Annotated in this window: 26 protein-coding genes and 2 tRNA genes; 9 read left to right on the top strand and 19 right to left on the bottom strand. The window is 31.2% G+C overall.

Going from position 1 to position 23072, the window contains the following annotated elements:
- Nucleotides 1-26: 26 nt before the first annotated feature.
- The gene (der, locus tag H0I30_RS08640; protein ID WP_218771465.1) at nucleotides 27-1331 is read right to left on the bottom strand and encodes a ribosome biogenesis GTPase Der; all 1305 of its coding nucleotides are present in this window, start codon (nucleotides 1329-1331) and stop codon (nucleotides 27-29) included.
- Between the two features lie 101 nt (nucleotides 1332-1432).
- On the opposite strand from der, the gene H0I30_RS08635 reads away from it, so the two are divergent.
- Complete coding sequence (locus H0I30_RS08635; RefSeq protein ID WP_218771464.1) at nucleotides 1433-1939, top strand: GTP-binding protein; 507 nt, start codon at nucleotides 1433-1435, stop codon at nucleotides 1937-1939.
- Here H0I30_RS08635 and era read toward each other — a convergent pair.
- Nucleotides 1936-2817: a GTPase Era gene (era, locus tag H0I30_RS08630; protein ID WP_218771463.1), complete on the bottom strand. Its 882-nt coding sequence runs from the start codon at nucleotides 2815-2817 to the stop codon at nucleotides 1936-1938. The two genes, H0I30_RS08635 and era, sit on opposite strands and share 4 nt — an antisense overlap.
- A gap of 138 nt (nucleotides 2818-2955) precedes the next feature.
- Between era and H0I30_RS08625 the strand changes: the two genes are divergently transcribed.
- Nucleotides 2956-3028: transfer RNA gene (locus H0I30_RS08625), tRNA-Met, on the top strand.
- A gap of 37 nt (nucleotides 3029-3065) precedes the next feature.
- Here the strand turns inward: H0I30_RS08625 and H0I30_RS08620 are convergent.
- The 6 genes from H0I30_RS08620 to H0I30_RS08595 are packed head-to-tail and all read right to left on the bottom strand — an operon-like array spanning nucleotide 3066 to nucleotide 7027.
- On the bottom strand, nucleotides 3066-4547 hold the full coding sequence (locus H0I30_RS08620) for a cryptochrome/photolyase family protein (RefSeq protein ID WP_218771462.1): 1482 nt from the start codon (nucleotides 4545-4547) through the stop codon (nucleotides 3066-3068).
- Nucleotides 4544-4672 carry a DUF2256 domain-containing protein gene (locus H0I30_RS08615; RefSeq protein WP_218771461.1) on the bottom strand — a complete coding sequence of 43 codons (129 nt, stop codon included), beginning with the start codon at nucleotides 4670-4672 and terminating at the stop codon, nucleotides 4544-4546. Before H0I30_RS08615 ends, H0I30_RS08620 begins: the two co-directional genes overlap by 4 nt.
- Nucleotides 4673-4680: 8 nt before the next feature.
- Nucleotides 4681-6150 (bottom strand): cryptochrome/deoxyribodipyrimidine photo-lyase family protein, encoded by a 1470-nt coding sequence (locus tag H0I30_RS08610; protein ID WP_218771460.1) that lies wholly within the window; start codon nucleotides 6148-6150, stop codon nucleotides 4681-4683.
- Between the two features lie 3 nt (nucleotides 6151-6153).
- Nucleotides 6154-6444, bottom strand: coding sequence for a TIGR03643 family protein (locus H0I30_RS08605; RefSeq protein ID WP_218771459.1), 291 nt, complete (start codon nucleotides 6442-6444; stop codon nucleotides 6154-6156).
- 7 nt (nucleotides 6445-6451) lie between these two features.
- Nucleotides 6452-6853, bottom strand: coding sequence for a DUF2452 domain-containing protein (locus tag H0I30_RS08600; protein WP_218771458.1), 402 nt, complete (start codon nucleotides 6851-6853; stop codon nucleotides 6452-6454).
- Between the two features lie 9 nt (nucleotides 6854-6862).
- Complete coding sequence (locus H0I30_RS08595; RefSeq protein WP_218771457.1) at nucleotides 6863-7027, bottom strand: Lacal_2735 family protein; 165 nt, start codon at nucleotides 7025-7027, stop codon at nucleotides 6863-6865.
- A 167-nt stretch (nucleotides 7028-7194) separates the two neighbouring features.
- On the opposite strand from H0I30_RS08595, the gene H0I30_RS08590 reads away from it, so the two are divergent.
- From H0I30_RS08590 to H0I30_RS08580, 3 genes are all read left to right on the top strand, one after another.
- Nucleotides 7195-7267: transfer RNA gene (locus H0I30_RS08590), tRNA-Met, on the top strand.
- A gap of 141 nt (nucleotides 7268-7408) precedes the next feature.
- Nucleotides 7409-7855, top strand: coding sequence for a protein-disulfide reductase DsbD domain-containing protein (locus tag H0I30_RS08585; RefSeq protein WP_218771456.1), 447 nt, complete (start codon nucleotides 7409-7411; stop codon nucleotides 7853-7855).
- A gap of 22 nt (nucleotides 7856-7877) precedes the next feature.
- Nucleotides 7878-9857, top strand: a complete 1980-nt coding sequence (locus H0I30_RS08580; protein ID WP_218771455.1) for a protein-disulfide reductase DsbD — start codon at nucleotides 7878-7880, stop codon at nucleotides 9855-9857.
- Between the two features lie 49 nt (nucleotides 9858-9906).
- On the opposite strand, the gene H0I30_RS13080 is transcribed toward H0I30_RS08580, so the two are convergent.
- On the bottom strand, nucleotides 9907-10110 hold the full coding sequence (locus H0I30_RS13080) for a DUF3781 domain-containing protein (protein ID WP_370624111.1): 204 nt from the start codon (nucleotides 10108-10110) through the stop codon (nucleotides 9907-9909).
- A 513-nt stretch (nucleotides 10111-10623) separates the two neighbouring features.
- Between H0I30_RS13080 and H0I30_RS08570 the strand changes: the two genes are divergently transcribed.
- Nucleotides 10624-11589, top strand: a complete 966-nt coding sequence (locus H0I30_RS08570) for a type IX secretion system membrane protein PorP/SprF (RefSeq protein ID WP_218771453.1) — start codon at nucleotides 10624-10626, stop codon at nucleotides 11587-11589.
- On the opposite strand, the gene murI is transcribed toward H0I30_RS08570, so the two are convergent.
- From murI to H0I30_RS08530, 8 genes are all read right to left on the bottom strand, one after another.
- Entirely contained in the window at nucleotides 11586-12380 is a 795-nt protein-coding gene (gene murI / locus H0I30_RS08565) for a glutamate racemase (protein WP_218771452.1), read from the bottom strand. The two genes, H0I30_RS08570 and murI, sit on opposite strands and share 4 nt — an antisense overlap.
- Nucleotides 12381-12450: 70 nt before the next feature.
- The gene (locus tag H0I30_RS08560; protein ID WP_218771451.1) at nucleotides 12451-12960 is read right to left on the bottom strand and encodes an OmpH family outer membrane protein; all 510 of its coding nucleotides are present in this window, start codon (nucleotides 12958-12960) and stop codon (nucleotides 12451-12453) included.
- 40 nt (nucleotides 12961-13000) lie between these two features.
- Nucleotides 13001-13798, bottom strand: a complete 798-nt coding sequence (locus H0I30_RS08555) for an OmpH family outer membrane protein (protein ID WP_218771450.1) — start codon at nucleotides 13796-13798, stop codon at nucleotides 13001-13003.
- A 60-nt stretch (nucleotides 13799-13858) separates the two neighbouring features.
- Entirely contained in the window at nucleotides 13859-16411 is a 2553-nt protein-coding gene (bamA, locus tag H0I30_RS08550) for an outer membrane protein assembly factor BamA (RefSeq protein ID WP_218771449.1), read from the bottom strand.
- Complete coding sequence (locus tag H0I30_RS08545) at nucleotides 16404-17156, bottom strand: isoprenyl transferase (protein WP_218771448.1); 753 nt, start codon at nucleotides 17154-17156, stop codon at nucleotides 16404-16406. Before H0I30_RS08545 ends, bamA begins: the two co-directional genes overlap by 8 nt.
- Before the next feature lie 2 nt (nucleotides 17157-17158).
- Nucleotides 17159-17839, bottom strand: a complete 681-nt coding sequence (locus tag H0I30_RS08540; protein ID WP_218771447.1) for a DUF6089 family protein — start codon at nucleotides 17837-17839, stop codon at nucleotides 17159-17161.
- A gap of 106 nt (nucleotides 17840-17945) precedes the next feature.
- Nucleotides 17946-18842, bottom strand: coding sequence for an NAD kinase (locus H0I30_RS08535; protein ID WP_218771446.1), 897 nt, complete (start codon nucleotides 18840-18842; stop codon nucleotides 17946-17948).
- Nucleotides 18843-18875: 33 nt separating this feature from the next.
- Nucleotides 18876-19535 carry a CBS domain-containing protein gene (locus H0I30_RS08530; RefSeq protein WP_218771445.1) on the bottom strand — a complete coding sequence of 220 codons (660 nt, stop codon included), beginning with the start codon at nucleotides 19533-19535 and terminating at the stop codon, nucleotides 18876-18878.
- A 58-nt stretch (nucleotides 19536-19593) separates the two neighbouring features.
- Here H0I30_RS08530 and H0I30_RS08525 point away from each other — a divergent pair, with 58 nt between their 5' ends.
- Nucleotides 19594-20307, top strand: a complete 714-nt coding sequence (locus H0I30_RS08525; protein WP_218771444.1) for a pyridoxine 5'-phosphate synthase — start codon at nucleotides 19594-19596, stop codon at nucleotides 20305-20307.
- 1 nt (nucleotide 20308) lies between these two features.
- Nucleotides 20309-21076 (top strand): alpha/beta fold hydrolase, encoded by a 768-nt coding sequence (locus H0I30_RS08520; protein WP_218771443.1) that lies wholly within the window; start codon nucleotides 20309-20311, stop codon nucleotides 21074-21076.
- Between the two features lie 29 nt (nucleotides 21077-21105).
- On the opposite strand, the gene truA is transcribed toward H0I30_RS08520, so the two are convergent.
- Together truA and H0I30_RS08510 are read right to left on the bottom strand one after the other, a co-directional pair.
- Nucleotides 21106-21900, bottom strand: coding sequence for a tRNA pseudouridine(38-40) synthase TruA (gene truA, locus H0I30_RS08515; RefSeq protein WP_218771442.1), 795 nt, complete (start codon nucleotides 21898-21900; stop codon nucleotides 21106-21108).
- Nucleotides 21901-21999: 99 nt separating this feature from the next.
- A complete protein-coding gene (locus tag H0I30_RS08510) occupies nucleotides 22000-22581 on the bottom strand; it encodes a Crp/Fnr family transcriptional regulator (RefSeq protein WP_218771441.1) in 582 nt (193 codons plus the stop codon).
- A gap of 100 nt (nucleotides 22582-22681) precedes the next feature.
- Between H0I30_RS08510 and H0I30_RS08505 the strand changes: the two genes are divergently transcribed.
- The gene (locus H0I30_RS08505) at nucleotides 22682-23029 is read left to right on the top strand and encodes a phage holin family protein (protein WP_218771440.1); all 348 of its coding nucleotides are present in this window, start codon (nucleotides 22682-22684) and stop codon (nucleotides 23027-23029) included.
- Nucleotides 23030-23072: the final 43 nt, after the last annotated feature.

Below are 23072 nucleotides of genomic sequence, written 5' to 3'. Positions count from 1 at the left end.
AATAGTTAATATATGTTAAAAATATTTTATTTCTGTCTAAAATATATGGTAATAGGTACACCGTTAAAATTATAACGCTCACGTAATTGATTTTCTAAATAACGCTTGTATGGGTCTCTAATGTACTGAGGTAAATTAGCGAAAAATGCAAACTGTGGAGTATACGTTGGTAATTGCATACAGTATTTAATTTTTACGTATTTCCCTTTAATTGCTGGAGGTGGATTTTGAGCCAAAATCTCTAACATAGTTTCGTTCAATTTGCTTGTTTGAATACGACGTTTTCTATTTTCAAAAACCTCAACAGCAGATTCAATTGCTTTAAAAATACGTTGCTTTGTTAATACTGAAGTAAATATAATAGGAACATCACTAAAAGGAGCAATTGTTTGTCTTATTTTAGCTTCAAAATCACGCATGGTGTTTGTTTCTTTCTCAATTAAATCCCATTTATTGACAAGTATAACAACTCCCTTTTTGTTTTTCTCTGCTAGCCAAAATATTTTTTCATCTTGCCCTTCAAAATCACGAGTTGCATCAACTACTAAAACAGCAACATCACAGTGTTCAATTGCACGAACAGCTCTCATAACAGAGTAGAATTCTAAATCTTCTTTTACTTTCGATTTTTTTCTAATTCCAGCAGTATCTACTAAATTAAATTCAAAACCAAAACGATTATATTTTGTGTCAATAGAATCTCTAGTTGTACCGGCTATATTAGTAACGATATTTCTATCTTCTCCTATTAAAGCATTAATAAATGAAGATTTACCAGCATTAGGACGACCTACAATGGCAAAACGAGGAAGTTCATTCTCTTCAATTTCTTCTTCTTCAGGAATCTCTTTGGCAACAGCATCTAACAATTCACCTGTTCCACTTCCGTTTATAGAAGAAATGGTGTGGTAATCACCTAAGCCAAGGTTGTAAAATTCAACAGCATCAGCATCACGCATTGCATTATCTACCTTATTAACAGCCATAATAAGAGGCTTTTTAACTTGGCGTAAAATTTTTGCAACTTCAGCATCCATAGGCGTAATTCCTTGCTCAACATCAACTACAAAAATTATAATGTCAGCTTCATCAATAGCTAACTGTACTTGTTTGCGTATTTCTCCTTCAAAAATATCATCCGACCCGACAACATATCCACCAGTATCAATTACAGAAAATTCCTTTCCGTTCCATTCAGATTTTCCGTAGTGTCTATCTCTTGTAACTCCACTTACAGAATCTACAATAGCTTCACGACGTTGTACTAAACGGTTAAATAAAGTGGACTTACCTACATTAGGTCTTCCAACAATGGCAACAATACTACTCATTATGCAAAAATTTGTGCAAAGATACAACTTACGTTATGAAATTAAGCGAAATTTTTAATAGTATAGTATTTTTACTACATTGTGGCGAATATTATAAAAATATGAAGGATCAATTATATAATCAGATTTTTTTAAAACCTAGATTTCAAATTGATTTTAATATGAATTCGGTAGTTTTATTAAGTGAAATTAAAAAACATTTATCGGATGTATCAATATATGAAATGAGAATGGTAGGCAATCATGTAATTATTGATGTGCCTAAAAAAGAAACTCATTTTTGGTCACCTCAGTTATACCTCGAAATAGAAGAACTGTCTGAAACAACTTCTTTAGTTAAAGGCTTATTTGGGCCGAAGCCACAAGTGTGGACATTTTTTATGTTTTTACACTTCGTTGTGGCTATTGCTTTTTTAATTTTCGGAGTAATAGTATACAGTAATTGGTCTTTACAAAAGGTTTCTGTATTTCCTGTTGTAATGCTTGTTGTTTTGCCTATTATATGGGTAATATTTTACTTTGTAGGACGTTTAGGGAAAGCTACAGGTAAAAAACAAATGGATAGTTTAAAAAAATTCACAAAATTATTATTACAAAAGATAAATTAATCTTTATATCCGAAACGTTTTAATTGACGCTCATTGGATCTCCAGTTTTTATTTACTTTTACATAAAGTTCTAGAAATACTTTTTTATCAAAAAAGACTTCTAAGTCTTTGCGTGATTCTGTTCCTACACGTTTAAGTGCTGCACCTTTATGCCCAATTATAATACCTTTTTGAGTGTCACGTTCAACCATAATAATAGCGCGAATTTTTATAATGTCTTCTTCTTCTACAAATTCTTCAGTTTCTACTTCTATAGAGTATGGAATTTCTTTTTTGTAGTGTGTTAGGATTTTCTCTCGTATTTTTTCGTTTACAAAAAAACGTTCTGGCTTGTCTGTCAATTGATCTTTCGGATAAAAAGCAGGGCCTTCTGGTAATAACTCTTTAATTTTGGTAAAGACAGAATCGATATTGAATCTTTCTAAGGCAGAAATTACATATACAAAGGCATTTGGTACTTTGTTTTTCCAGTACTCAATTTTTTCTTCAACCTCTTCTTGTGATGATTTATCAATTTTATTTAATAATAATATGACAGGGATTTCACTGTGAATTATCTTATTAAAGAAAGCTTCGTTTTTTAATTCCTTTTCACCAACTTCAACCATGTAAATTAACACATCGGCATCATCAAAAGCAGCTTTTACAAAATCCATCATAGAATGCTGCAGCTCATAAGCAGGTTTAATAATTCCTGGAGTGTCAGAAAAAACTACTTGATGATCATCGTCATTTACAATACCTAAAATACGATGCCTTGTAGTTTGGGCTTTAGAAGTGATGATTGATAATTTTTCGCCAACCAATGCGTTCATTAATGTTGATTTACCAACATTTGGGTTCCCGATGATGTTTACAAATCCTGCTTTATGTGTCATGAGGCAAAGATAAGCTGTTTCAATTAAATAAGAATTTTTTTATGTAGCTGTTATTGTTGTAGTTAAGAAAAAGTTTGTTTTAAAAAGCTATTTTGTTAGGATAGAAGGAATAAATAGCGGTATATTTGCACTCGAAATCGCGGGATAGAGCAGTAGGTAGCTCGTCGGGCTCATAACCCGAAGGTCACTGGTTCGAGTCCAGTTCCCGCTACTGTAAAACACCTTACTTTATAAAGTAAGGTGTTTTTTTATGCTCTTAAGAGGTAGTTGTTTGCTGCAGTAAGATGGTTTTGTTGTTTTTCTTCAGGCATTTTATCAAACATATGAACTAGCATTCCTAATCGAGGATTTGATAAAAAGAAATCACGATGTGTATGCATAAAACGCCAAAAAAGCCCATCCCAAGTTTTTTGCCACTCACCTTTTTTATAATTACTCATTTTTAGTATATAATTACTGCCACTTATGTATGGTTTTGTAGCCATTAAACCTCCATCGGCATATTGGCTCATTCCGTAAACATTTGTAACCATTACCCAATCATAAGCATCAATAAAAAGCTCCATAAACCATTTGTAAACTTCATTTGGATCAAATTCACACAACATCATAAAGTTTCCTAAAATCATCAGTCTCTCAATGTGGTGGCAATAACCTGTTTGTAATACTTTTTTTATAGTTTTATCAATTGGTAAAATACCTGTAGTACCATTGTAAAAAGAAGCGGGTATTTTCTTTTTAAATTTCCAGAAATTAGTAGTTCTTTCGTCCCTTCCTCGGACTTCATAAACGCCTCTTATAAATTCTCGCCACCCAATAATCTGACGAACAAAACCTTCTGTTGAGTTAATAGGTATTTTATTTTCTATAGCGTATTGTAAGCAAGCATCAATAATTTGTTTGGGTGTTATTAAACCTACGTTTAACATGGGAGTTAATACACTGTGGTTTAGTATTGAGTTTTCTGCGACAATAGCATCTTCATAAGTGCCAAAATCCATAAAACGATGTTCGAAAAATTGGTACAACCATTGCTTTGTAGTTTTGTAATTTGTGGGATATAAAGAATGTTCAGTAAGATTGCCTAGATTGTTTGAAAAATGTTTAGCTACATATTTTTGAGCCTCTATGTAATATGAGTCTGCATCTGGGAAATGTATTGTTGGTGGTGTTTTTTTGGCAGGATATTTTTTTCTGTTTTCAGTATCAAATGTCCATTTGCCTCCAACGGGATTGTTATCTGAGTCTATAAGAATTTTACGGGCTTTACGTTGGGCGATGTAAAAAGGTGTTTGATGATATTTTTTATTATCCTTAGTAATAAGTGCAGAAATCTCTTTTTTAGTGTTTAAAAAAAGTGGTGAATTGTATTTTTTGATGGAGATATCATTTTCTAAAGAACCTTTTTCTATTCTTTTTTGAAGCCAATCGTCAGTAGTGTCTATATAATTTATGTGTGTTATTCCTTGTTTTTTTAAAAAAGGAATTAAAGTTCTTATATCTGATTTTTTATCTATAGCTTCAATATAGTTAACCTCTATGCTTTTGTCTTCTTTAAGAAAATCAGCGTACTTTTTCATTGTTGCTCTATGAAAAGCTATTTTTTGCTTATGAAAGTTGTAGTGTTTGAAAAATAAAAACTCTTCAATTAAATAGGTTGAAGCTTCTGTATTGAAAAGTGGTGATTTTTCAAATAATTGATGAGGAAATATAAGGTTTGCTTGTTTCATTTGTTTTTTCGGCAGCGTTGACTGCAGTATTTTACATCTTTCCAGTTTTTTTTCCATTTCTTACGCCAAGAAAAAGGGAGCTTACAAACGAGGCATGTTTTTTTAGGAAGATGTTGTTTTTTCATTTTAGAAATTAAAACTTTTTAGTTTTTTTGTTAACGTGGATGTTAAGAATTCTATTTTTTTCTTCTTGTACAGCAGGGTGTTTTTTATGTGCCCATATTTTATCTCTAGCAGTACGGGCGCTTTCTTGTAGGTTTACGATTGGCAACGGATAGTCTTCACCTATAAATGTTCTACAAAAAACCTGCTCTATATATGTCATTTTCCATGGCTCGTGAATATTGGCTGTAGGAACATTTGATAGTTCTGGAATCCATTTTTTTATAAATACACCTTGCGGATCATGTTCATAAGAGTTCTTTACAGGGTTGTATAATCGAACTGTGTTGATACCTGTTGTACCTGCTTGCATTTGAAATTGAGGATAATGAATACCAGGTTCATAGTCTAAAAAATACCTTGCTAAATGATAAGTTCCCTCTCTCCAATCTTGATCGAGATTTAGAGTTAAAAACGACACAAGCATTGCTCGCATTCTAAAATTAATCCATCCAGTTTCCTCTAAAGCTCGCATGCAAGCATCAATTAAAGGATAACCAGTAGTTCCTGTTTTCCATGCCTTAATGTAGTCGGTGTTTTTTTTATGCTCTAATAATTCATAACCTTTATTTATACAAAGAGTCTCATAACTACATTCAACCTCAAACTTTTGAATAAAATGACAATGCCAATGTAAGCGTGTTAACATTCCGCTAAAAGCTCTATCGTTTTTAGTTCCGTTAGGGTGTGTGCCTATAAATTGAAAAACTTGTTTGATACTGATATTTCCCCAAGCTAAATAAGGAGAGAGTCGGCTACACGCCATTCTGCTTTCCGTGGGTTTTGATATGTGTTTATGGTAATTAAAACCTCTTTTTAATGTAAATGATTTTAAGTAGTGCCATGCATTTTGCTCCCCAGCAGGTTGGAGGTGTGAAGGGTAGTTTTCTAATTTTGCTTTTAACTCCTTAGGTATTTTAAAAGGATGCGTTATGTTGATGTTTGTTTTATTAGAATACTGATTGTTAATAACGGGTTGGTGCATTGTTTTATGCCATTCATTATTCCAATTTTTCCTATTCTTAATGCCTCTTAAAATACCATCACGCTGATATTGTTTCCAAAATATTGAATTTTTTTCACAAAAAAGAGCTACTTTTTTATCTCGTTCCCAGGTTATTTTGGTACCACTTTCTTGGTAGCTAAATATTTTGTTTATATTAAAATTAGTATTTAAGTAAGTGAAAATAGTTAGGCTATTTTCATAAAACAAATGCACACTTTTATTGTGTTTTTTTAAAGTAGTGTTAAGTGCTTTTATAGAGTGGTATATAAAGCTAAGATGTCGTAGGCTAGTATCAGGGTGCTCAATAATTTTAGGCTCAAATAAGTAGATAATTATATATGGAATGTCTGATTTTTCAGCATTAAATAAAGGCTCGTGATCTAAAGAACGTAAATCGCGCTTTAGCCAAACAATATTTATAGTATGCTTATCCAAACTTTATCTCTTGCTTATTTTATTGACAGAAATAGCTTTCTGACGAGAGCATTTAAACCTAGTTATGTCTGAATTACGTTTTTTTAAATGTTTTTGACTTACGCCGCTATTTACACGTTTTCGCCATCGCTTAAAACTAGATTCTTTTAAATTCCCCCTCATTAATTTAATAACCTCTTTTTCGGGTAATTCAAACTGAAATAAAATAGCTTCAAAAGGAGTTCTGTCTTCCCAAGCCATTTCTATAATTCTATTTAGTTCTCTTTCTGTAAATTTATGATTGTGTAGTGCCATACTAAAATTAAATTTTTTCCCAAATTTGATCTACATTCAAGTAAAAACTACCTAAAGAATTAAAGTTACATTCATTAGGTGATATGATAGATAAAAAATTTTCATTATCATTTCTTTTGTACAAATGGTATACTTGACCGATAATAGGTTCAAAAGAAAATTTAGCAGCAAATATTAAGTTATTATACTCAAACTGTTGCATCATCTTTTCATATTCATCTTTAAGTGCTAGATATTTGGCAGCTACTTTATGATTTATTTTATTAATACTTCTGTTCTTCCATGCAATTGTATCTGTAGTTGTAATTACTGGTGCACCAACTGATGTTGCATATGGCTTAAGAGCTGCGTCGTATTTTTGAGTTTCTGTATTAAAAACTACATTATCAGGTTTTTTATCTTGTATCATAAAAAAAGGTTAATTCAGTTTTTCTATTTGTTTCATTATTTCTTCAGCTTCCATGGTCTTTTGATCACTCATTTTTCTGTTAACCGTAGATAAAATATAGGCTTCTTTTAAAAGTTGTTTATATTGATCTTGTAATTTTTCTTTTGACGATTTTTTTTTAAACAATCCAAACATACGCGCAGTTTTTTGTGAGAATGGCAAATAATATTTTGTAAAGATACAAAATGTTTAACAAATATAATTATTGATTAAACAAAAGGACTTGTTTATGTTTTTTTTGATAAATAAATTTATATTTTTTGTTTTAATGTAATTAAAAGTAGTACATTTGCACTCGAAATCGCGGGATAGAGCAGTAGGTAGCTCGTCGGGCTCATAACCCGAAGGTCACTGGTTCGAGTCCAGTTCCCGCTACTACAAAAGAGTAATCAGAAATGATTACTCTTTTTTTTTGTTCGAATATTTAAAAAGTTAAACTTTTTAAATGTAACCGAATTTAATATAGAAAGGTGTTATTTTTACAAAAATTAGAACAACCGTATTAATTGTATAATAATGAAGAAATTAGTATCAGTATTACTATTTATAATAAGTCTTGTTTCTTATGGGCAAATTCACAGCCCAGTAAAATGGACAACATCAGTAAAAAAGATATCAAATCAAGAAATAGAATTAATTGCCACAGCTATACTTGATGATGAATGGCATATCTATTCTCAGGAAATACCTAAAGGAGGTCCTATACCTACATTATTTTCATTTATAGGAGATAAAAGATATTTAAAAAAAGGAAATACAAAAGAAGACGAAGGACATGTTGTAGATGATGAAATGTTTGATATGCGTATTAAATATTTTGATGAAAAAGCAGTTTTTAAACAACGTATTAGGTTAAAAACACAAGAGAAGTTTATTATTAAAGGTACTGTAGAGTATATGGTTTGTTCAGATGAAAATTGTTTACCCCCTAAAGAAGAAGATTTATCTTTTATGATTAATTAAATAATACATCAATATAATTTAGATGAAAAAAATAACGCTACTACTGCTGGTTTTGTTAATCAGCACAATAACAGTAAGAGGTCAGATATTTAATCCTATAAAATGGACAACAAAAGTTGAGAAAATATCAGATTCAAAATATAAATTAATTACAGAAGCTACTATAAAGGAAAACTGGAGTCTCTATTCTCAGGAAGTACCAAAAGGCGGTCCAATACCAACCACTTTTACCTATGATGATGATGGCGGTAATTTAAAGTTAGTAGGAAATACAAAAGAGCCTAAAGGAAAAGTTAAATTCACAAAGCTTTTTAATGAGGAGGGAATGAATATTAAGTCATTCGCTTATAAAGCTGTTTTTGAACAAGAAATAGAATTAGTAGACTTAAAAGTTAAAGAAGTAATTGCATTTGTTGAGTTTATTGCATGTACAGACGAAAAGTGTTTGCCTCCAAAAGAAATCGATTTAGTTTTTGATTTGACAAATAGCGTTTCTAAGAGCAACGCGATTGCTAACAAAGCTAAATCTGATAATGACTCTGAAAAAAGTAAAAAAGGATTATTAAGTATTTTCTTTATTGCTTTTTTATCTGGTTTTGCAGCATTGTTAACACCTTGTGTTTTTCCGATGATTCCTATGACAGTAAGCTTTTTTACAAAACAAAGTAAAAGCAAAGCTAAAGGAATTAAAAATGCCATTATTTATGGGGTATCGATTATTGCAATATATGTTTTATTAGGTACAGTTGTAACCGGTGTTTTTGGGGCTGATGCATTAAACGCACTATCAACTAATGTTTGGTTTAATATTTCATTTTTCTTGATATTAGTAATTTTTGCTGTATCTTTTTTAGGTGCTTTTGAGATTACCTTACCAAGTTCTTGGGCTACAAAAGTAGATTCGCAAGCAGATAGGGGAGGTTTAATTGGTATCTTTTTCATGGCGTTAGCTTTAGCAATTGTATCATTTTCTTGTACAGGGCCTATTGTAGGTACATTATTAGTTGAGGCAGCATCAAAAGGAGGTTTAGCACCTATAATTGGTATGCTAGGGTTTTCTTTAGCCATTGCATTGCCATTTGCATTATTTGCAGCGTTTCCGGGTTGGTTAAATTCATTACCAAAATCTGGCGGATGGTTAAATACAGTAAAAGTTGTTTTAGGGTTTTTAGAATTAGCATTGGCATTTAAATTTTTATCGAATGCCGATTTAGTAATGCAATTACACTTATTAGAAAGAGAAGTTTTTATTGCAATATGGATTGCTATATTTGGTGCTTTAACATTTTATTTATTAGGTAAAATACAATTACCTCACGATAGTCCACAAAAGCATATTTCTGTAGGAAGATTATCTTTAGGGTTGGTTGTAGGAGCATTTACTATTTATATGTTGCCTGGTTTATGGGGTGCGCCTTTAAACTTAATAAGTGCTTTTCCGCCACCGCAACATTATAGCGAATCGCCATACGGAGTAGGGTATACAAAACAAAATTCAATTACTGTTTCTAGTAGTAAAACAGATACTCATAGTAATTTACCTGAAGGGGCTCATTTAATGCCACCTCACGACATTGTTTCTTTTCATGATTACGATAAAGGCCTTGCATATGCAAAGAAAATTGGTAAGCCGGTAATGATAGATTTTACGGGTCATGCTTGTGTTAATTGCCGTAAGATGGAACAAAATGTTTGGGTAAAACCTAAAGTGCTTGATGTTTTAAAAAATAAAGTTGTTTTAATTTCTTTATATGTTGATGATAAAAGAGCTTTAAACAAAGATGAGGTTGTAGATTCTAAATTGAATCCTGGTAAAAAGTTAAAATATATAGGTCAAAAATGGAGTGAATTACAAACCTTAAAATATAAAGCAAACTCACAGCCATTTTATGTATTAATGGCTCATGATGAAACAAACTTAATAGATCCGGTTTCTTATACACCAAATGCTGATGAATATTATAATTGGTTAGAAAAAGGAATTGGTAATTTTAAAAAATAGCTTTTTTAAAAAAAACACTTTAGGTTTCTCTAAAGTGTTTTTTTTGAGTTTATATGTTATTGTTATAAATTTTATCAACGGTTATAATTCTATAAGTAGCAGAATTTACTGTAATTTTTATATTATTTGTACTATTTGAAATATAGAAATTCTTGCCAATCTTTTCAAAACACTTCAAATCAGCTTCTTTTATTGATTCGTATATCAAGGTTTCTATTTCTTTTTTAGAAAAATAAAGTAGACAATTTTTTATTTATTCTCTGATAAACTAATGCTGTATAGCAATGTTTCTTTAAAATAACACTTTTATTTATTAGCATTTTATTTTAAGTGATACAATTTTTTATTTATTTTAAAGTTATTTAAATAACACGCACTTATAGATTTTTGCAAAAATCTCTTTATGGTTTTAAAAAACCTTCTGAAGAAAAGAATATGTGTAAAGTGTAAATTGAGGCACCAGTTTGTTTAATTTATTAGAAAAAACCCTTCAAATTTCTTAAAATTAAAAAAAAACGAAACTGGCACTTTTTCAATTTCTTTTTCTACCACAAAAGTAAAATTAGTTTCGTTAATTCCCTTAAATTAATTGTTAAATTTTATAGTATATGTCGTGGTCTTGTAAAGTTTTAGTTAAGAGATATATAGATATCTAATAGCTTTTTTACAAAGTTAATTTATTAAATAATGCACTTACTTTTTATATATTAAGAGTATTTCTTGTTTCACTTGTTTATATTTGAGGGCTATTAGTAAATTAAAACTTATGAAAAGAATTGTAGTCTTGTTTTTTTTAATTTTTTTATCTAAAACATACGGTCAGGAAACATTACCAATCTATGCAGATTATTTATCTGATAATGTTTATTTATTACACCCAACCGCAGCAGGTATTGGTGATTGTGGTAAGTTGCGTTTAACAGCCCGTCAGCAATGGATTGGAGTAAAAGATGCTCCTTCTCTACAAACAGCAAGTTTTCATGCTAAGTTTAATGAGAATTCTAACGCTGCTTACGGATTTATACTTTTTAATGATAAAAATGGATACCATTCGCAAAAAGGTTTACAAGCTACTTATGCTTATCACCTAAACTTAGGTAACGAAAATTTATTTAAACAGTTATCATTTGGTCTATCTATGTCTGTTGTTCAAAACGAAGTTGACCAAACAAGGTTTGTAAATGACCCCGCTGTCAGTCAAATTATACAAAGTGATTTTTATTTTAATGCTGATTTTGGACTTTCTTATCATCATAAAGGTTTTTCATCTTATTTTACAGTAAAAAATATTATGCTTTCAGCAAAAAATGATTTGAACCCCGATTTTGAATCTCTTAATTTGAGAAATTATATTGTCGGTGCTGGTTATTTTTTCGGAGATGAAGATAAACTACAATTCGAACCATCTGCAATGTTACAATATAAAGAACAAACAGGTGAAAAGATTGCTGATGTAAACTTTAAAATTTATAAAAAATTAGAAACAACTCAGTTGTGGGCAGCACTTTCGTATCGTAGGAGTTTAGATAGTAGTGTATTTGGTAATGCTCATTATATAACTCCAATAGTTGGGGTAAATTATAAAAATTTAATGTTTGCCTATACTTACACGCAACAAAGTGGTGATGTTGTTTTCTCTAACGGTGGATTTCACCAATTATCTTTTGGAATAAATGTTTTATGCCGAAAGCGTAGAGGGTCAGCTTGCCCTAATATAAACGGAAGCTTTTAAAAATCTAAATAAGCCACAGTTGCTCTTTTATAGTCCTCTAAAATAAGATCTAAAACGGTTTTGTCTTTATTGGTGTAAAAAATATTCTCAATATCAACATTTGAATTTGAAATAAGGTTTTCTCTTATTAAAATATTTTTTGTTTGTCTTGCAACAGCCTCACCAGAATCAATAATACGCACAGTATTTCCTACTATTTCTTTTATTTGAGGAATAAGGTATGGGTAATGTGTACAGCCTAAGACAATATAGTCACATTTAGAATAAAGCATTGGTTTTAAGTGTTTCTTTAGTAAATTTGTCATTTCTGTTGAATGAATTTTACCATTTTCAATAAGTTCAACAAGGCCAGTTCCAATTTGTTCTATAATCGTGATGCTATTACCTATCGTTGCAGACGTTTGTTCAAATAGTCTGCTATTAAGTGTTCCTTTGGTGGCTAAAATACCAATAATACCTCTTTTGGTTTGAATAGAAGCAGGCTTAATTGCTGGCTCAATACCTATAATCGGTAAGTTATAATTATTCCTTAAATAATCTATTGCATTTGTGGTAGCAGTATTACAAGCTACAACGATAAGTTTACAGCCTTTGTTTATTAATAATTCTGTGTTTTTAATTGATAAATCTAAAATCTCTTCCTTTGTTTTTTGCCCATAGGGAGCGTTTTTACTATCAGACAGGTATATCGTACTTTCGTTTGGTAATAGAGCGTTAATTTCCTTCCAAATAGAGGTGCCTCCAATTCCAGAGTCGAATATACCAATAGGTTTTTGATTGTCTTTTTTCATAATATAACAAAAATAAAAATCCTGCTGAATTCAGCAGGATTTTTATAACATATTTTTTTAGGTTTTATATTTAAAATCCTAATTTAGCTTTAACAGCATCATAAATGTTTTCACCTTTATCATAAACGATTAAACCTTTACCTGGTGCAGCGTCAAATACATAAATAATTCCTTTAGCAGCAGCAACATCTTTAATTGCTTGCTCAGCTTTCTTTAAGATAGGAAGTGTTTTTTCTTGATATTTCTTTTGCATTTCTTGTCCAGCAGCCTGTTCAGCTTGTTTGATTCTTTGAGAATCTTGCTGAATCTCTAAACCTCTTTTTTGATTTACTTCTTGTGTTTGGCTCTTACCTTCCGCTTCATATTTCTTCATTTTAGCTTGTACTGTTTTGTACATAGCTTCGATATCGTCACGGTAAGTTTTGTTTAATTTCTCTAACTCAATCTTCATTGCTTTGGTTGCAGGCATTTCAGATAATAACTTATCAGTGTTTATATGTGCAGTTTTTTGTGCATTTGCCACACTACCTAATCCAATTGTGAAAATTGCAACTAATACTAACGTTTTAAAATGTTTCATCTTTGTTTTTTAATTTAATTTATTGTTCTTTATTCTTGATTTATTTGTTCTTTTTTGCTTCAGCCTCTTTTCTTGCTTCCTCTTGAGCTTTTCTTAAAGCATCTTTCTTTTCTTTTAATAACTTTCTTGCGTCAGCTCTTTGCTTTAATTTAGCTTGTCTTTTTTCTTCAATTTGCTTAATTTTAGCAAACCTATCATTTTGCTTTTTCTTTCTAAGCGCTTCTTTTTGAGCTATTTTATCTTTTTGAGAGTCAGTTAAACTTTCGTTTTTAAGCAATGCTTTCTTTTCAGCTATTTTATCACTCCTCTGTTGCTTTTTCTGGTCAATGTTTATTATTTTAACAATAAGTTCGCTAATATCGTGTTTTTTGTTGGAATACAACATAACAAGCTCACTAGATTTATCAAAAACGAAATCATATTTTTTTCTAGAAGCTATAGATTGCACTGCATTATAAACTTGATCTTGAATAGGTTTTATTAATTGCTTTCTTAAATTATACATATCTCCCTTTGGGCCAAAGTATAACGATTCTAACCTGCGCAATGATTCTTGTTTAATAGTTATATCTTCCTCACGTTCTACAACCAAATCTGTTGTTAAAATTGCTTTTTCGTTAGTTAAGTCAGTTTTTAAAACTTCTATAGCCCTCGCTTCTTTATCTAATTTAGTTTTCCATTTTTCAACTTTAGCATCTAAAGAATTTTGAGCTTCTAAATATTCTGGGATATTTTGAAGAATATATTCCATATCAATATATGCAATACGCTGACTTCTTTGCCCAAGAGCAATAGTTGTAATAAATAAAAGAACGATTGATAAAATACTTTTTTTCATGTTACTATAATGTATTTAGAAAAAACCGTGCCAAAAAACGATTATTAGAATTGTAAGTTTTTAGAACTGTCTTCCGATGATAAAATGTGTTTGCCATCCAGATTTTTCAGATTGTCCTGGTAATGGATCAAACCCGTGGGCAAAATCGATACCTAGTAATCCAAATGCAGGCATAAATATACGAATACCCATACCAGCTGAACGCTTTAATTGAAACGGATTAAATTCACTAAAATTGTTATAAGAGTTACCAGCTTCTAAAAACCCTAAAGTATATATTGATGCAGAAGGCTTGTCTGTTATAGAGTAGCGTAATTCCATTTGAAACTTGTTGTATATTGCTCCACCATCAACAGATGAGATTCTATTGTTCTCATAACCTCTTAATCCAATAGTTTCTCTACCATCTAATTGTCCTTGAGCAATACCATCACCACCAACAAAATATCTCTCAACAGGCGTTAAACCTAATTCACTGTTATAGCTTCCTAAATACCCCATTTCAAAATTAGACATTAATACTAATTTATTGTTTGAAGATAATGAAGTGTACCATTTTCCTTTTGCAGATAATTTATAGTACTCTAGCCATCTATATTTGTCGGCCAAATATGCTTGCCTCTGGTCGTTAGTTGGGTTTTCATCCTCTGTATAATCTTTTCCATTAACTAATGAATAAGGAAATGTAGCCTTTGCTTTAATAGTAAACTCAGAACCATAACTAGGAAATATTAAACTAGGCCCTGTAGAGTTACGACTAAGCGCAACACTATACGCTAGGTTATTTAAGTTTCCATCGCTAATAACATCGTTAGAGGACCCTACTCTATAACCGTAGTTTTGTAGGTCGATTCTTTGGTAACTTATGTTTTGAGATAGAGAAAAATAATCATCAGGCCAACTTAAACGTCTTCCTAAACCAATAGAAGCTCCAATAATACTTAAACTCTGATCTTTATCTACTCTATTGGTTTGAAAATCGTATCTATATTGATTAGATAAATAAACAGAAAATGATAAAGATTGTGGTTTTTTACCACCTAACCATGGCTCTGTAAAAGAAAAACTATAAGTATTATAAGTTTGACTAGCCTGTAAGCGTAATGATAGTTTTTGACCGTCACCCATAGGTAATGGTTTGTAGGCTTCTTTATTAAAAATATTTCTAAAAGAGAAGTTATTAAAAGATAGTCCTAGTGTTCCTATAAATGATCCACCTCCATAACCACCTTGTAGCTCAATCTGACTTCCACCTTTTTCTACAACAGAAAAATCAATATCAGCCGTTTTATCTTGGTAGTTTGGTTTAACATCTGGAGTTACATTGGCGTCAAAGAAACCTAACTGACCAATTTCACGTATAGATCTAATAATATTTTGACGACTAAATAAATCACCTGGCTTTACACGTAGTTCTCTATAAATAACGTGGTCATTTGTTTTTTCGTTTCCACTAACCGTTACTTTTTTAATGGTAGCTTGTTCGTCTTCACGAATACGAACTTCTACGGTAATAGAATCATTATCTACTTTAGTTTCTATAGCGTTTATTTGAGAAAACAAATATCCATTGTTGTGATATAATGTTTGAATATCTTGAGAATTTGGAGTTCCATCACCTGAAATGCGTTCTTTTAAAACTTTTCCGTTATAGACATCTCCTTTATCAATACGTAATAAATTTTGTAAGAATTTATCAGAATAGGTTTTGTTTCCTATGAATTTTATTTCGTCAAAACGGTATTGACGACCTTCTTCTAATGTAATATCAAGGTTAATTGTATTGTCTTCATTCCAGATAAGTTTATCAGACAAAATACGTGCATCACGGTATCCGTTTTCACTATATTTTTCAAGAATATTTTCTAAATCTTCTTTATAGTCATCTAATATGTACTTAGATGATTTCCAAAAACGACCAAAAATTTTACGTTTGGTGTTTTTCATAATTCCACGCAAGGTACTGTTAGACATTGCTTCGTTACCTATAAAGTTAATTTCTTTAATTTTGATACGACTTCCTTTGTCTATAAAAATATCCATACTAACAGTGTTTATGTCAGATGTGTCTTTTTTTGTATTTAAAGAAACCTTTGTTTTTAAAAACCCTTTATCGGTATATTTCTTTTTAATATAATTTCTTGTAGTTACGATTAAGTTATCTGTAACCATAGCTCCTTTTTTAAGTTCAGTATCTTTTTTAAGTTCTTTTGCTTTAGACTTGCTAATACCCGAAACAGAAATGTCTGTTAGTTGAGGAAGTTCTTTAACATCAAATAAAAGATAAACAGTTTCACCATCTTTTTTAGATAGATAAACATCTACTTCATTAAACTGCTTACTTTCATAAAGTTTTTTAATAGCGCTGGTAAGTTTGTCTCCAGGTAGTTTTATAGACTGACCATCAATTAGACCAGTGTAAACTCTTATTGTTTGCTCGCTAAACTTCTGTAAACCCGTAACAGTTATTCCGCCAAGTATATATTGTTCTCCTTTTTTATAAGGAATAACATTACCAGTGGATGTGCTATCTTTAGTTATGGTGTTTTGTGCTTGTGTATTCGCCGATAAAAAGGCGATTAAAAATACTACTAAATAAGAATATTTATTCATTGGTCTCAATCTGTTCACTTGTTTTTCCAAACCTTCTTTCTCTGTCCTGGTAATCTATTACAGCGTCAAAAAGATTTTCTCTTCTAAAATCTGGCCATAATACTTCTGTAAAATATAATTCGGCATATGCTATTTGCCAAAGTAGAAAATTACTAATTCGTTGTTCGCCACTTGTACGTATCATTAAATCAACGTCGGGCAAATTAAATGTATATAAATGGTTATTTATAATTTTTTCGTCTATTTTTTCAATATCGAGCTCGTTATTAACAACTTTTTTAGATATGTTTTTGATTGTGTTAACAATTTCTTCTCTAGAACCATAACTTAAAGCAAAAGTTAAGGTGATTTTAGTGTTGTTTTCTGTTTCGCTAATAACTTTTGCAAGTATTTTTTGCGCACTTTTAGGTAAACTATCTATGTTACCAATAGCATTAATTTTTACGTTTTTACGCTGAAAATCTGGTAGTTCTTTTTTTAACGTGCTAACAAGTAGGCTCATTAAAGCGTCTACTTCTAGTTTGGGTCTGTTCCAGTTTTCTGTAGAAAAAGCATATAATGTAACAAATTTCACCCCTATTTCAGATGCTGCATCGGCCGTTTGCCTTATTGCGGTAAGTGCGTTTCTATGACCAAAAACACGTTGCATTCCTTTACCTTTAGCCCATCTACCATTACCATCCATAATAACAGCAATATGATTTGGTACTTTTTGTAAGTTGATACAGTGTAATTTGTCTTTCATATTTATTCTGCTAAACCTTTGTAACAAGGTGGTCTTCCAAAACTATAAACAATAGAAATTCCAGTAAACATATACCAGTCATTACCAGTACCACCAAAATTAAAATCATTTATCTTGTCTGTAGTAAAATCTATATCATCAACTATTGTAATTCTTACACCTGTTTCTAAAGCTATTGCTAAGTGATCGTCTAAACGCCCTTTAATACCTACACCTACTGGCAAAGAATAAGAGAACTTGTTTTTTAAGCGAACAGTAGTAGGTGAAGTTCTTTCTACAGGACTTGCGTAATTAAATGCAGCAATTTCAGCTAGTATATATGGAGTAAACGTTGTTTTGTAATTACTAATATTGTAATCGAAGAAGTTAAATTCTATCCCCGCAGCAAATTCATGTAAATTGTTAGAGAAATTATTGCCTCTGTTTTGGCGGAATAAATTTTCAGAGCTTTTATCGTCGCCAGAAACAGGAATATAAGTGTAGGTACCTCTTAAAGCTATTCTTGGATTTAAGTTGTATTTGTAAATTAAACCACCACCTAATTCATTAGGATATATGTAGCTACTTCGACCTATATCTCCAACATAATTTGTTCCCCCTACGAAAAAACCTATTTCGTGAGTCTGAGATTGTATTGTGATTGCTGTAAAAGCAAATAATATGAATATAATAGTGTTCTTCATAAGAAAAATAGCGTGCAAATATAGTAAAATGAATTTGCTTTAAAAAGTTAATAATCTGTCTTTTTGATTAACTTTTTTTTATTGAATTTATTGTGATACAGTGCAATTATAAAGATTCGTTTCTGGTGTCTTCTCCCCATAAAAGTTTACCTCGTAGAGTTCTTAAATGCGATTGGTGGTCAAGTAAAATGCTTTTTATGGTGAAGGACGCTTTTTGTATTCTAATTTTTGTGCCTTCCGAAACCGTGGTGATTCTAGAATCTAACGAGATTAGGTAATCTTTTTCACGAGCGCTAACTTCTAGATCGATTATTATGTCGTCAGGTATTACCATTGGCCTCGCATTTAAGTTATGTGGAGCGATAGGTGTAATAACAAAACTTTTAGAGTCGGGCAAAATGACAGGACCGTTACAACTTAATGAATAGCCTGTAGAGCCTGTTGGAGTTGATATAATTAAACCATCGGCCCAGTAATTTGTTAAGTACTCTTTGTTTAAATAGGTTTTTACGCCAATCATTGATGTGGTATTTCTACGGGCTATAGTTATTTCGTTTAGAGCAAAGTCAAGTTCAGTAAATTCCTTTGCTTGCGGAGAGGTTTCTATTTGTAGTAATGATCTATCTTGAGTTATGTAATTTTTATTTAGTAATAAATCAACTGCTTCGTTAATTTGATCTTTTTGAACTGTTGCTAAAAAGCCTAATCTTCCTGTATTTATACCTAAAGCAGGTATGTTTAAATCTCTGATGTAAGTAACGGCTCTTAAAAAAGTTCCATCACCACCAATAGTAAACATCATATCAAAAGAATTTGATAAGTCATTAAAATGTGCATAGGTAGGATACTTTTTTGATAAAGAATTGTTTGCAACTAATAAGTCATAAAACTCTTTTTCAAAAAAAATAACAATTTTGTTTTTTTCTAATGCCGATACTAATATTTTAATTTCTTTTTCAGCAGAAATTGTATAGGCCTGACCGTAAATAGCTACTTTTTTCACTTGTAATAATGTTTTATGGTATAAATATGTAAACTACATATCTAAGTATTTTTTTAAATAAGAAGCTCTATCTTTTAGTTCTTCTAAATAAAAATCATCTTCATGTTTTGTGATAACATTGTAGTCATATCTTCGAAAAGTTTGAATGATTTCGTTTATTTCTTCAGTATTAATTTTTAAAGTAACCTGAATATTATCCTGATTTTCAGAAGAGGTGTAAAGACCTAGTAATTTTCCGCCGTTAGTTTCTACTATTTGAGCAATTTCACCCATAGAAGTATCATTTTTGTTCTTTTCTATGATTAAAGTTTCACTTTCATTGTGTAAAAAAGGGCTGTCGGCAAAAGCATCTAAGATGTCGCTTAATTCATAATAACCAACATAATTCATGTCTTTGTCTAAAACCGGAATTAAATTACAGTCGTTATCAGCAAATAATACAATTAAGTCTAAAAGCGTTGTTTTTTCATTAGAGTAAAAATGATCTAGTAAATAAGTGTATTCACTAAGTAAATCTTCTTTGTTTTCAATCGTATGAACATCACTTTCGGGTAAACAACCAATTAGTTTACCGTTTTCAATAATAGGAATATGAGTTATAGGTAGATCTTTACATACTTTTAAAGCGCTTTTTACAGTGCTTTTTAAAGTAAGTGCTTTAATTTCTTTAAGTATAAATTCGTTCACATTCATTACTACGAATATAGTTTAAAATGTTTTAATGATTATCTTTGTAGCCTAATTTTATGAGATGACAAAGTTAAGTGTAAATATTAATAAAATTGCTACGTTACGTAATTCTAGAGGTGGAAATACACCTGATTTATTAAAGGTAGCAGCCGATATTCAGGATTTTGGTGCAGAGGGAATTACGATTCACCCACGACCAGATGAACGACATATTCGTTACCAAGATGCTTATGATTTAAAATCGGTTGTAACTACCGAATATAATATTGAAGGAAATCCGATTGATCAATTCATGAAAATGGTGTTAGCAATAAAACCAACACAAGTAACCTTGGTGCCAGATAGTGTAGATACTTTAACATCAAATGCCGGTTGGGATACTGTAGCGAATCAATCGTATTTACAAGAAGTTATTTCGGAATTTAAGAATAACGGAATTAGAACTTCAATTTTTATTGATACAGATTTAAAGTTGATTGAAGCCGCGGCTAAAACAGGTGCAGATCGTATTGAATTATACACCGAAGAATTTGCAACTCAGTTTGATTTAGGTAATAAAAATGCTATAAAACCATATGCAGATGCTGCAATTTTAGCACACGAATTAGGTTTAGGTATTAACGCAGGACATGATTTAAATTTAGAAAATATCAAGTTTTTTAAGCAAAATATTCCAAATTTAGCCGAAGTTTCAATAGGGCACGCGCTTATTTCTGAGTCGTTGTATTTAGGTTTAGAAAACGTGGTGAATATGTATTTACACAGATTACAATAAGATGCAAATTTTACATTCTAGAATAATAGGAGAAGGAAAACCGTTGTTAATCTTGCACGGTTATTTTGGTATGGGTGATAATTGGAAAAGCCATGCTAGCAAATTAGGGGAAGACGGATTTGAAGTACATTTAATAGATCAAAGAAATCATGGTCGTAGTTTTCATTCTGATGAATTTAATTACGAAGTAATGGTAGCCGATTTATATAATTATATACAACATTATAATTTAGAAAAGGTAGCTTTATTAGGGCATTCTATGGGCGGTAAAACAGTAATGTTATTTGCTACTGAGTATGCTGATTTGGTTAGTAAATTGGTGGTTGCTGATATTTCACCAAGAATGTATCCGCCACATCATCATGATATTTTAGAGGCTTTGAATTCTGTTGATTTTACGATTCAAGATTCACGAAGCTTGATAGATGAAAAACTGTCAGGATTAATTCCGGAAGTTGGCGTGCGACAATTCTTATTAAAAAGCGTGTACAGGAAAACGAAAGATCAATACGGATTTCGTTTTAATTTGAAATCGTTGACTGAGAATAATAACGAAGTAGGTGAAGCTTTACCTTCGTTTACCGTTTTTGAAGGTGAAACCTTGTTTTTAAAAGGAGAAAACTCAGGTTATATTTCGGTAAATGAAGAACCGATTATCAATGCGCACTTTCCGAATTCGACCATAAAAAAAATAACGAACGCAGGGCATTGGCTACATGCTGAAAATCCGAAGGATTTTTATACAGCGCTTATCGGTTTTTTAAAGTGATTTTTTGATGCGTTTCTGTTAGGTTTTAATTACTCCAATCCAACGCTCAGTATTTTTACCAAATTATATGAGTCATCCAATTTTAAAAAAGGATATTCCACCTTGCTGAGAAAAAGACCGTTTGGGTGAGCGGAATACTTAATTTTTAGTTCTTTTTTTAGATTCAAAATTTCGGTAAATTCAGCTACTGTAATTTTACAACGCCCGACTTCTAGCAAATAATACACACAAATTCTTACCATGCCGCGCAAAAAACGACTACCAGTAATCGTAAAGCGCATGCGTCCTTGTGCTTCATCAATAAACAATTCGCAATTACTTATCTCACAAAGTGTATTATCGTATAAATGTGGTTGTTTACACAGCGCCTTAAAATCTTTAGTTTCACGAATAAGAGCCACAGCTTTTTTCATTAATTCGAAGTCTAGTTTTAAATTTTCATAAAAAGAACTATTGTGAAATAGTATTGGGTTTTTCTTCCAATGTATAAAATAATCGTAGGTGCGTGATACTGCACCATAACGGGCATATTGATCTTCGTTGACTTCAAATATTTCAAAAATGGCGATGCTATTAGGTAGATTCTTATTTAGCCTAAATTTTAAGTCGAAATTAGGTGGTTCATCAAGATTGATGTCTATAACATATTGACTAGCATGCACACCTGCATCGGTTCGACCGCAACCATAAACGCTTATTCTTTTCTTAAAGAGTTTAAAAAGTGTTTGTTCTAAGGCTTCTTGAACCGTGTTTTGGGTGCTGTTTTGTCTTTGCCAACCACTGTAATCGGTGCCATCGAATCCTAAGTGTATAAAATATCGCATTTGTGAGTTAGAAAAAGAGTGATTTTAGTTAGCGAAGTTACTAGAAAACGTCTTAGGAATCAACCTAATTTTTAGACATTAGGTGGAAGTGTATTTGTGTTATTTTAAAGAGATTTCTTTTCTGATTCTACTTAACGAAGTGTCAGTAATACCTAAATAAGAAGCTAAAATTTTTAAGGGTACGTTTTTAAGGATTTCAGGCTGCTGTTTCATTAATTTTAAATAGCGTTTTTCGGCAGAATCTTTTATCATGCCAAACATGCGATCTTTAAGATTCGAATAATTCATAATCAACATCATTCTTCCAAACTCTCTAAACTCTGGTATGGTATGAAAGCTTTCTTGTACATCATTATATTTCATTTTCCATAAAACACAATCCGTAAGGCTCTTAAAGTTTTCACTGCTTGGTTTTTGTTTGAAAAATGATAAAAAGTCGTTTGCAAAACAAAAAGGAGAAAAAATATTGGTAGTAATTTCATCACCGTTACTATTAACGGTGTACGATCTAACGAGTCCGGATTCTAATATGTAAGTCGCTTTCGGCGTTTTGTTTTCGGCCAAAATAGCAACATTGCTTTTAATTTCAACTAACTCGAACCTCGCTGTTAATAATTTAGCTTTTTCTGTGGGCATTGGCAAGATAGATTGTATATATTTTTCTAAATTTTCTTTAGTCATTGTTTGGTTTTTGTGAGTAGTTTTATTTTTAAGACTGACAAAACTGCAGGTTTTTGGTTTTGGTATGATTATCGCTTTTTATCTGTAAAACATAAAAGTAATGAAACTATTTTTAAAATTATTGCTAACTGCGTTGGCAGTTATCATATTAGCAAGTGTATTACCAGGTGTGGTTGTAACAAGTTATGTAACAGCAATAATTGTAGCTGTAGTAATTTCGTTATTAAACATGTTTGTACGTCCGTTATTAGTGTTTTTTACATTGCCTGCAACTATTGTAACGTTAGGGTTATTTTTATTTGTAATTAATGCCATTATTATAATGCTAGCAAGTAGCTTAGTTACTGGCTTTGCAGTAAGCGGATTTTTTACAGCACTTTTATTTAGTGTGCTGTTATCAGTATTCAGATCGTTCTTGTTTTCGTTACTAGATGAAGATAAGATGTAGCTGAAAACGAAAGAGTTAAACCTTTTGCAGAAAAGGTAAAAAT

Source organism: Tenacibaculum sp. AHE14PA (assembly GCF_019278465.1).
In the GTDB taxonomy this organism is placed as follows: domain Bacteria; phylum Bacteroidota; class Bacteroidia; order Flavobacteriales; family Flavobacteriaceae; genus Polaribacter; species Polaribacter bernardetii.
Note: the sequence above shows the minus strand (reverse complement) of the source record. Positions and strands in the feature narration are given on the sequence as shown.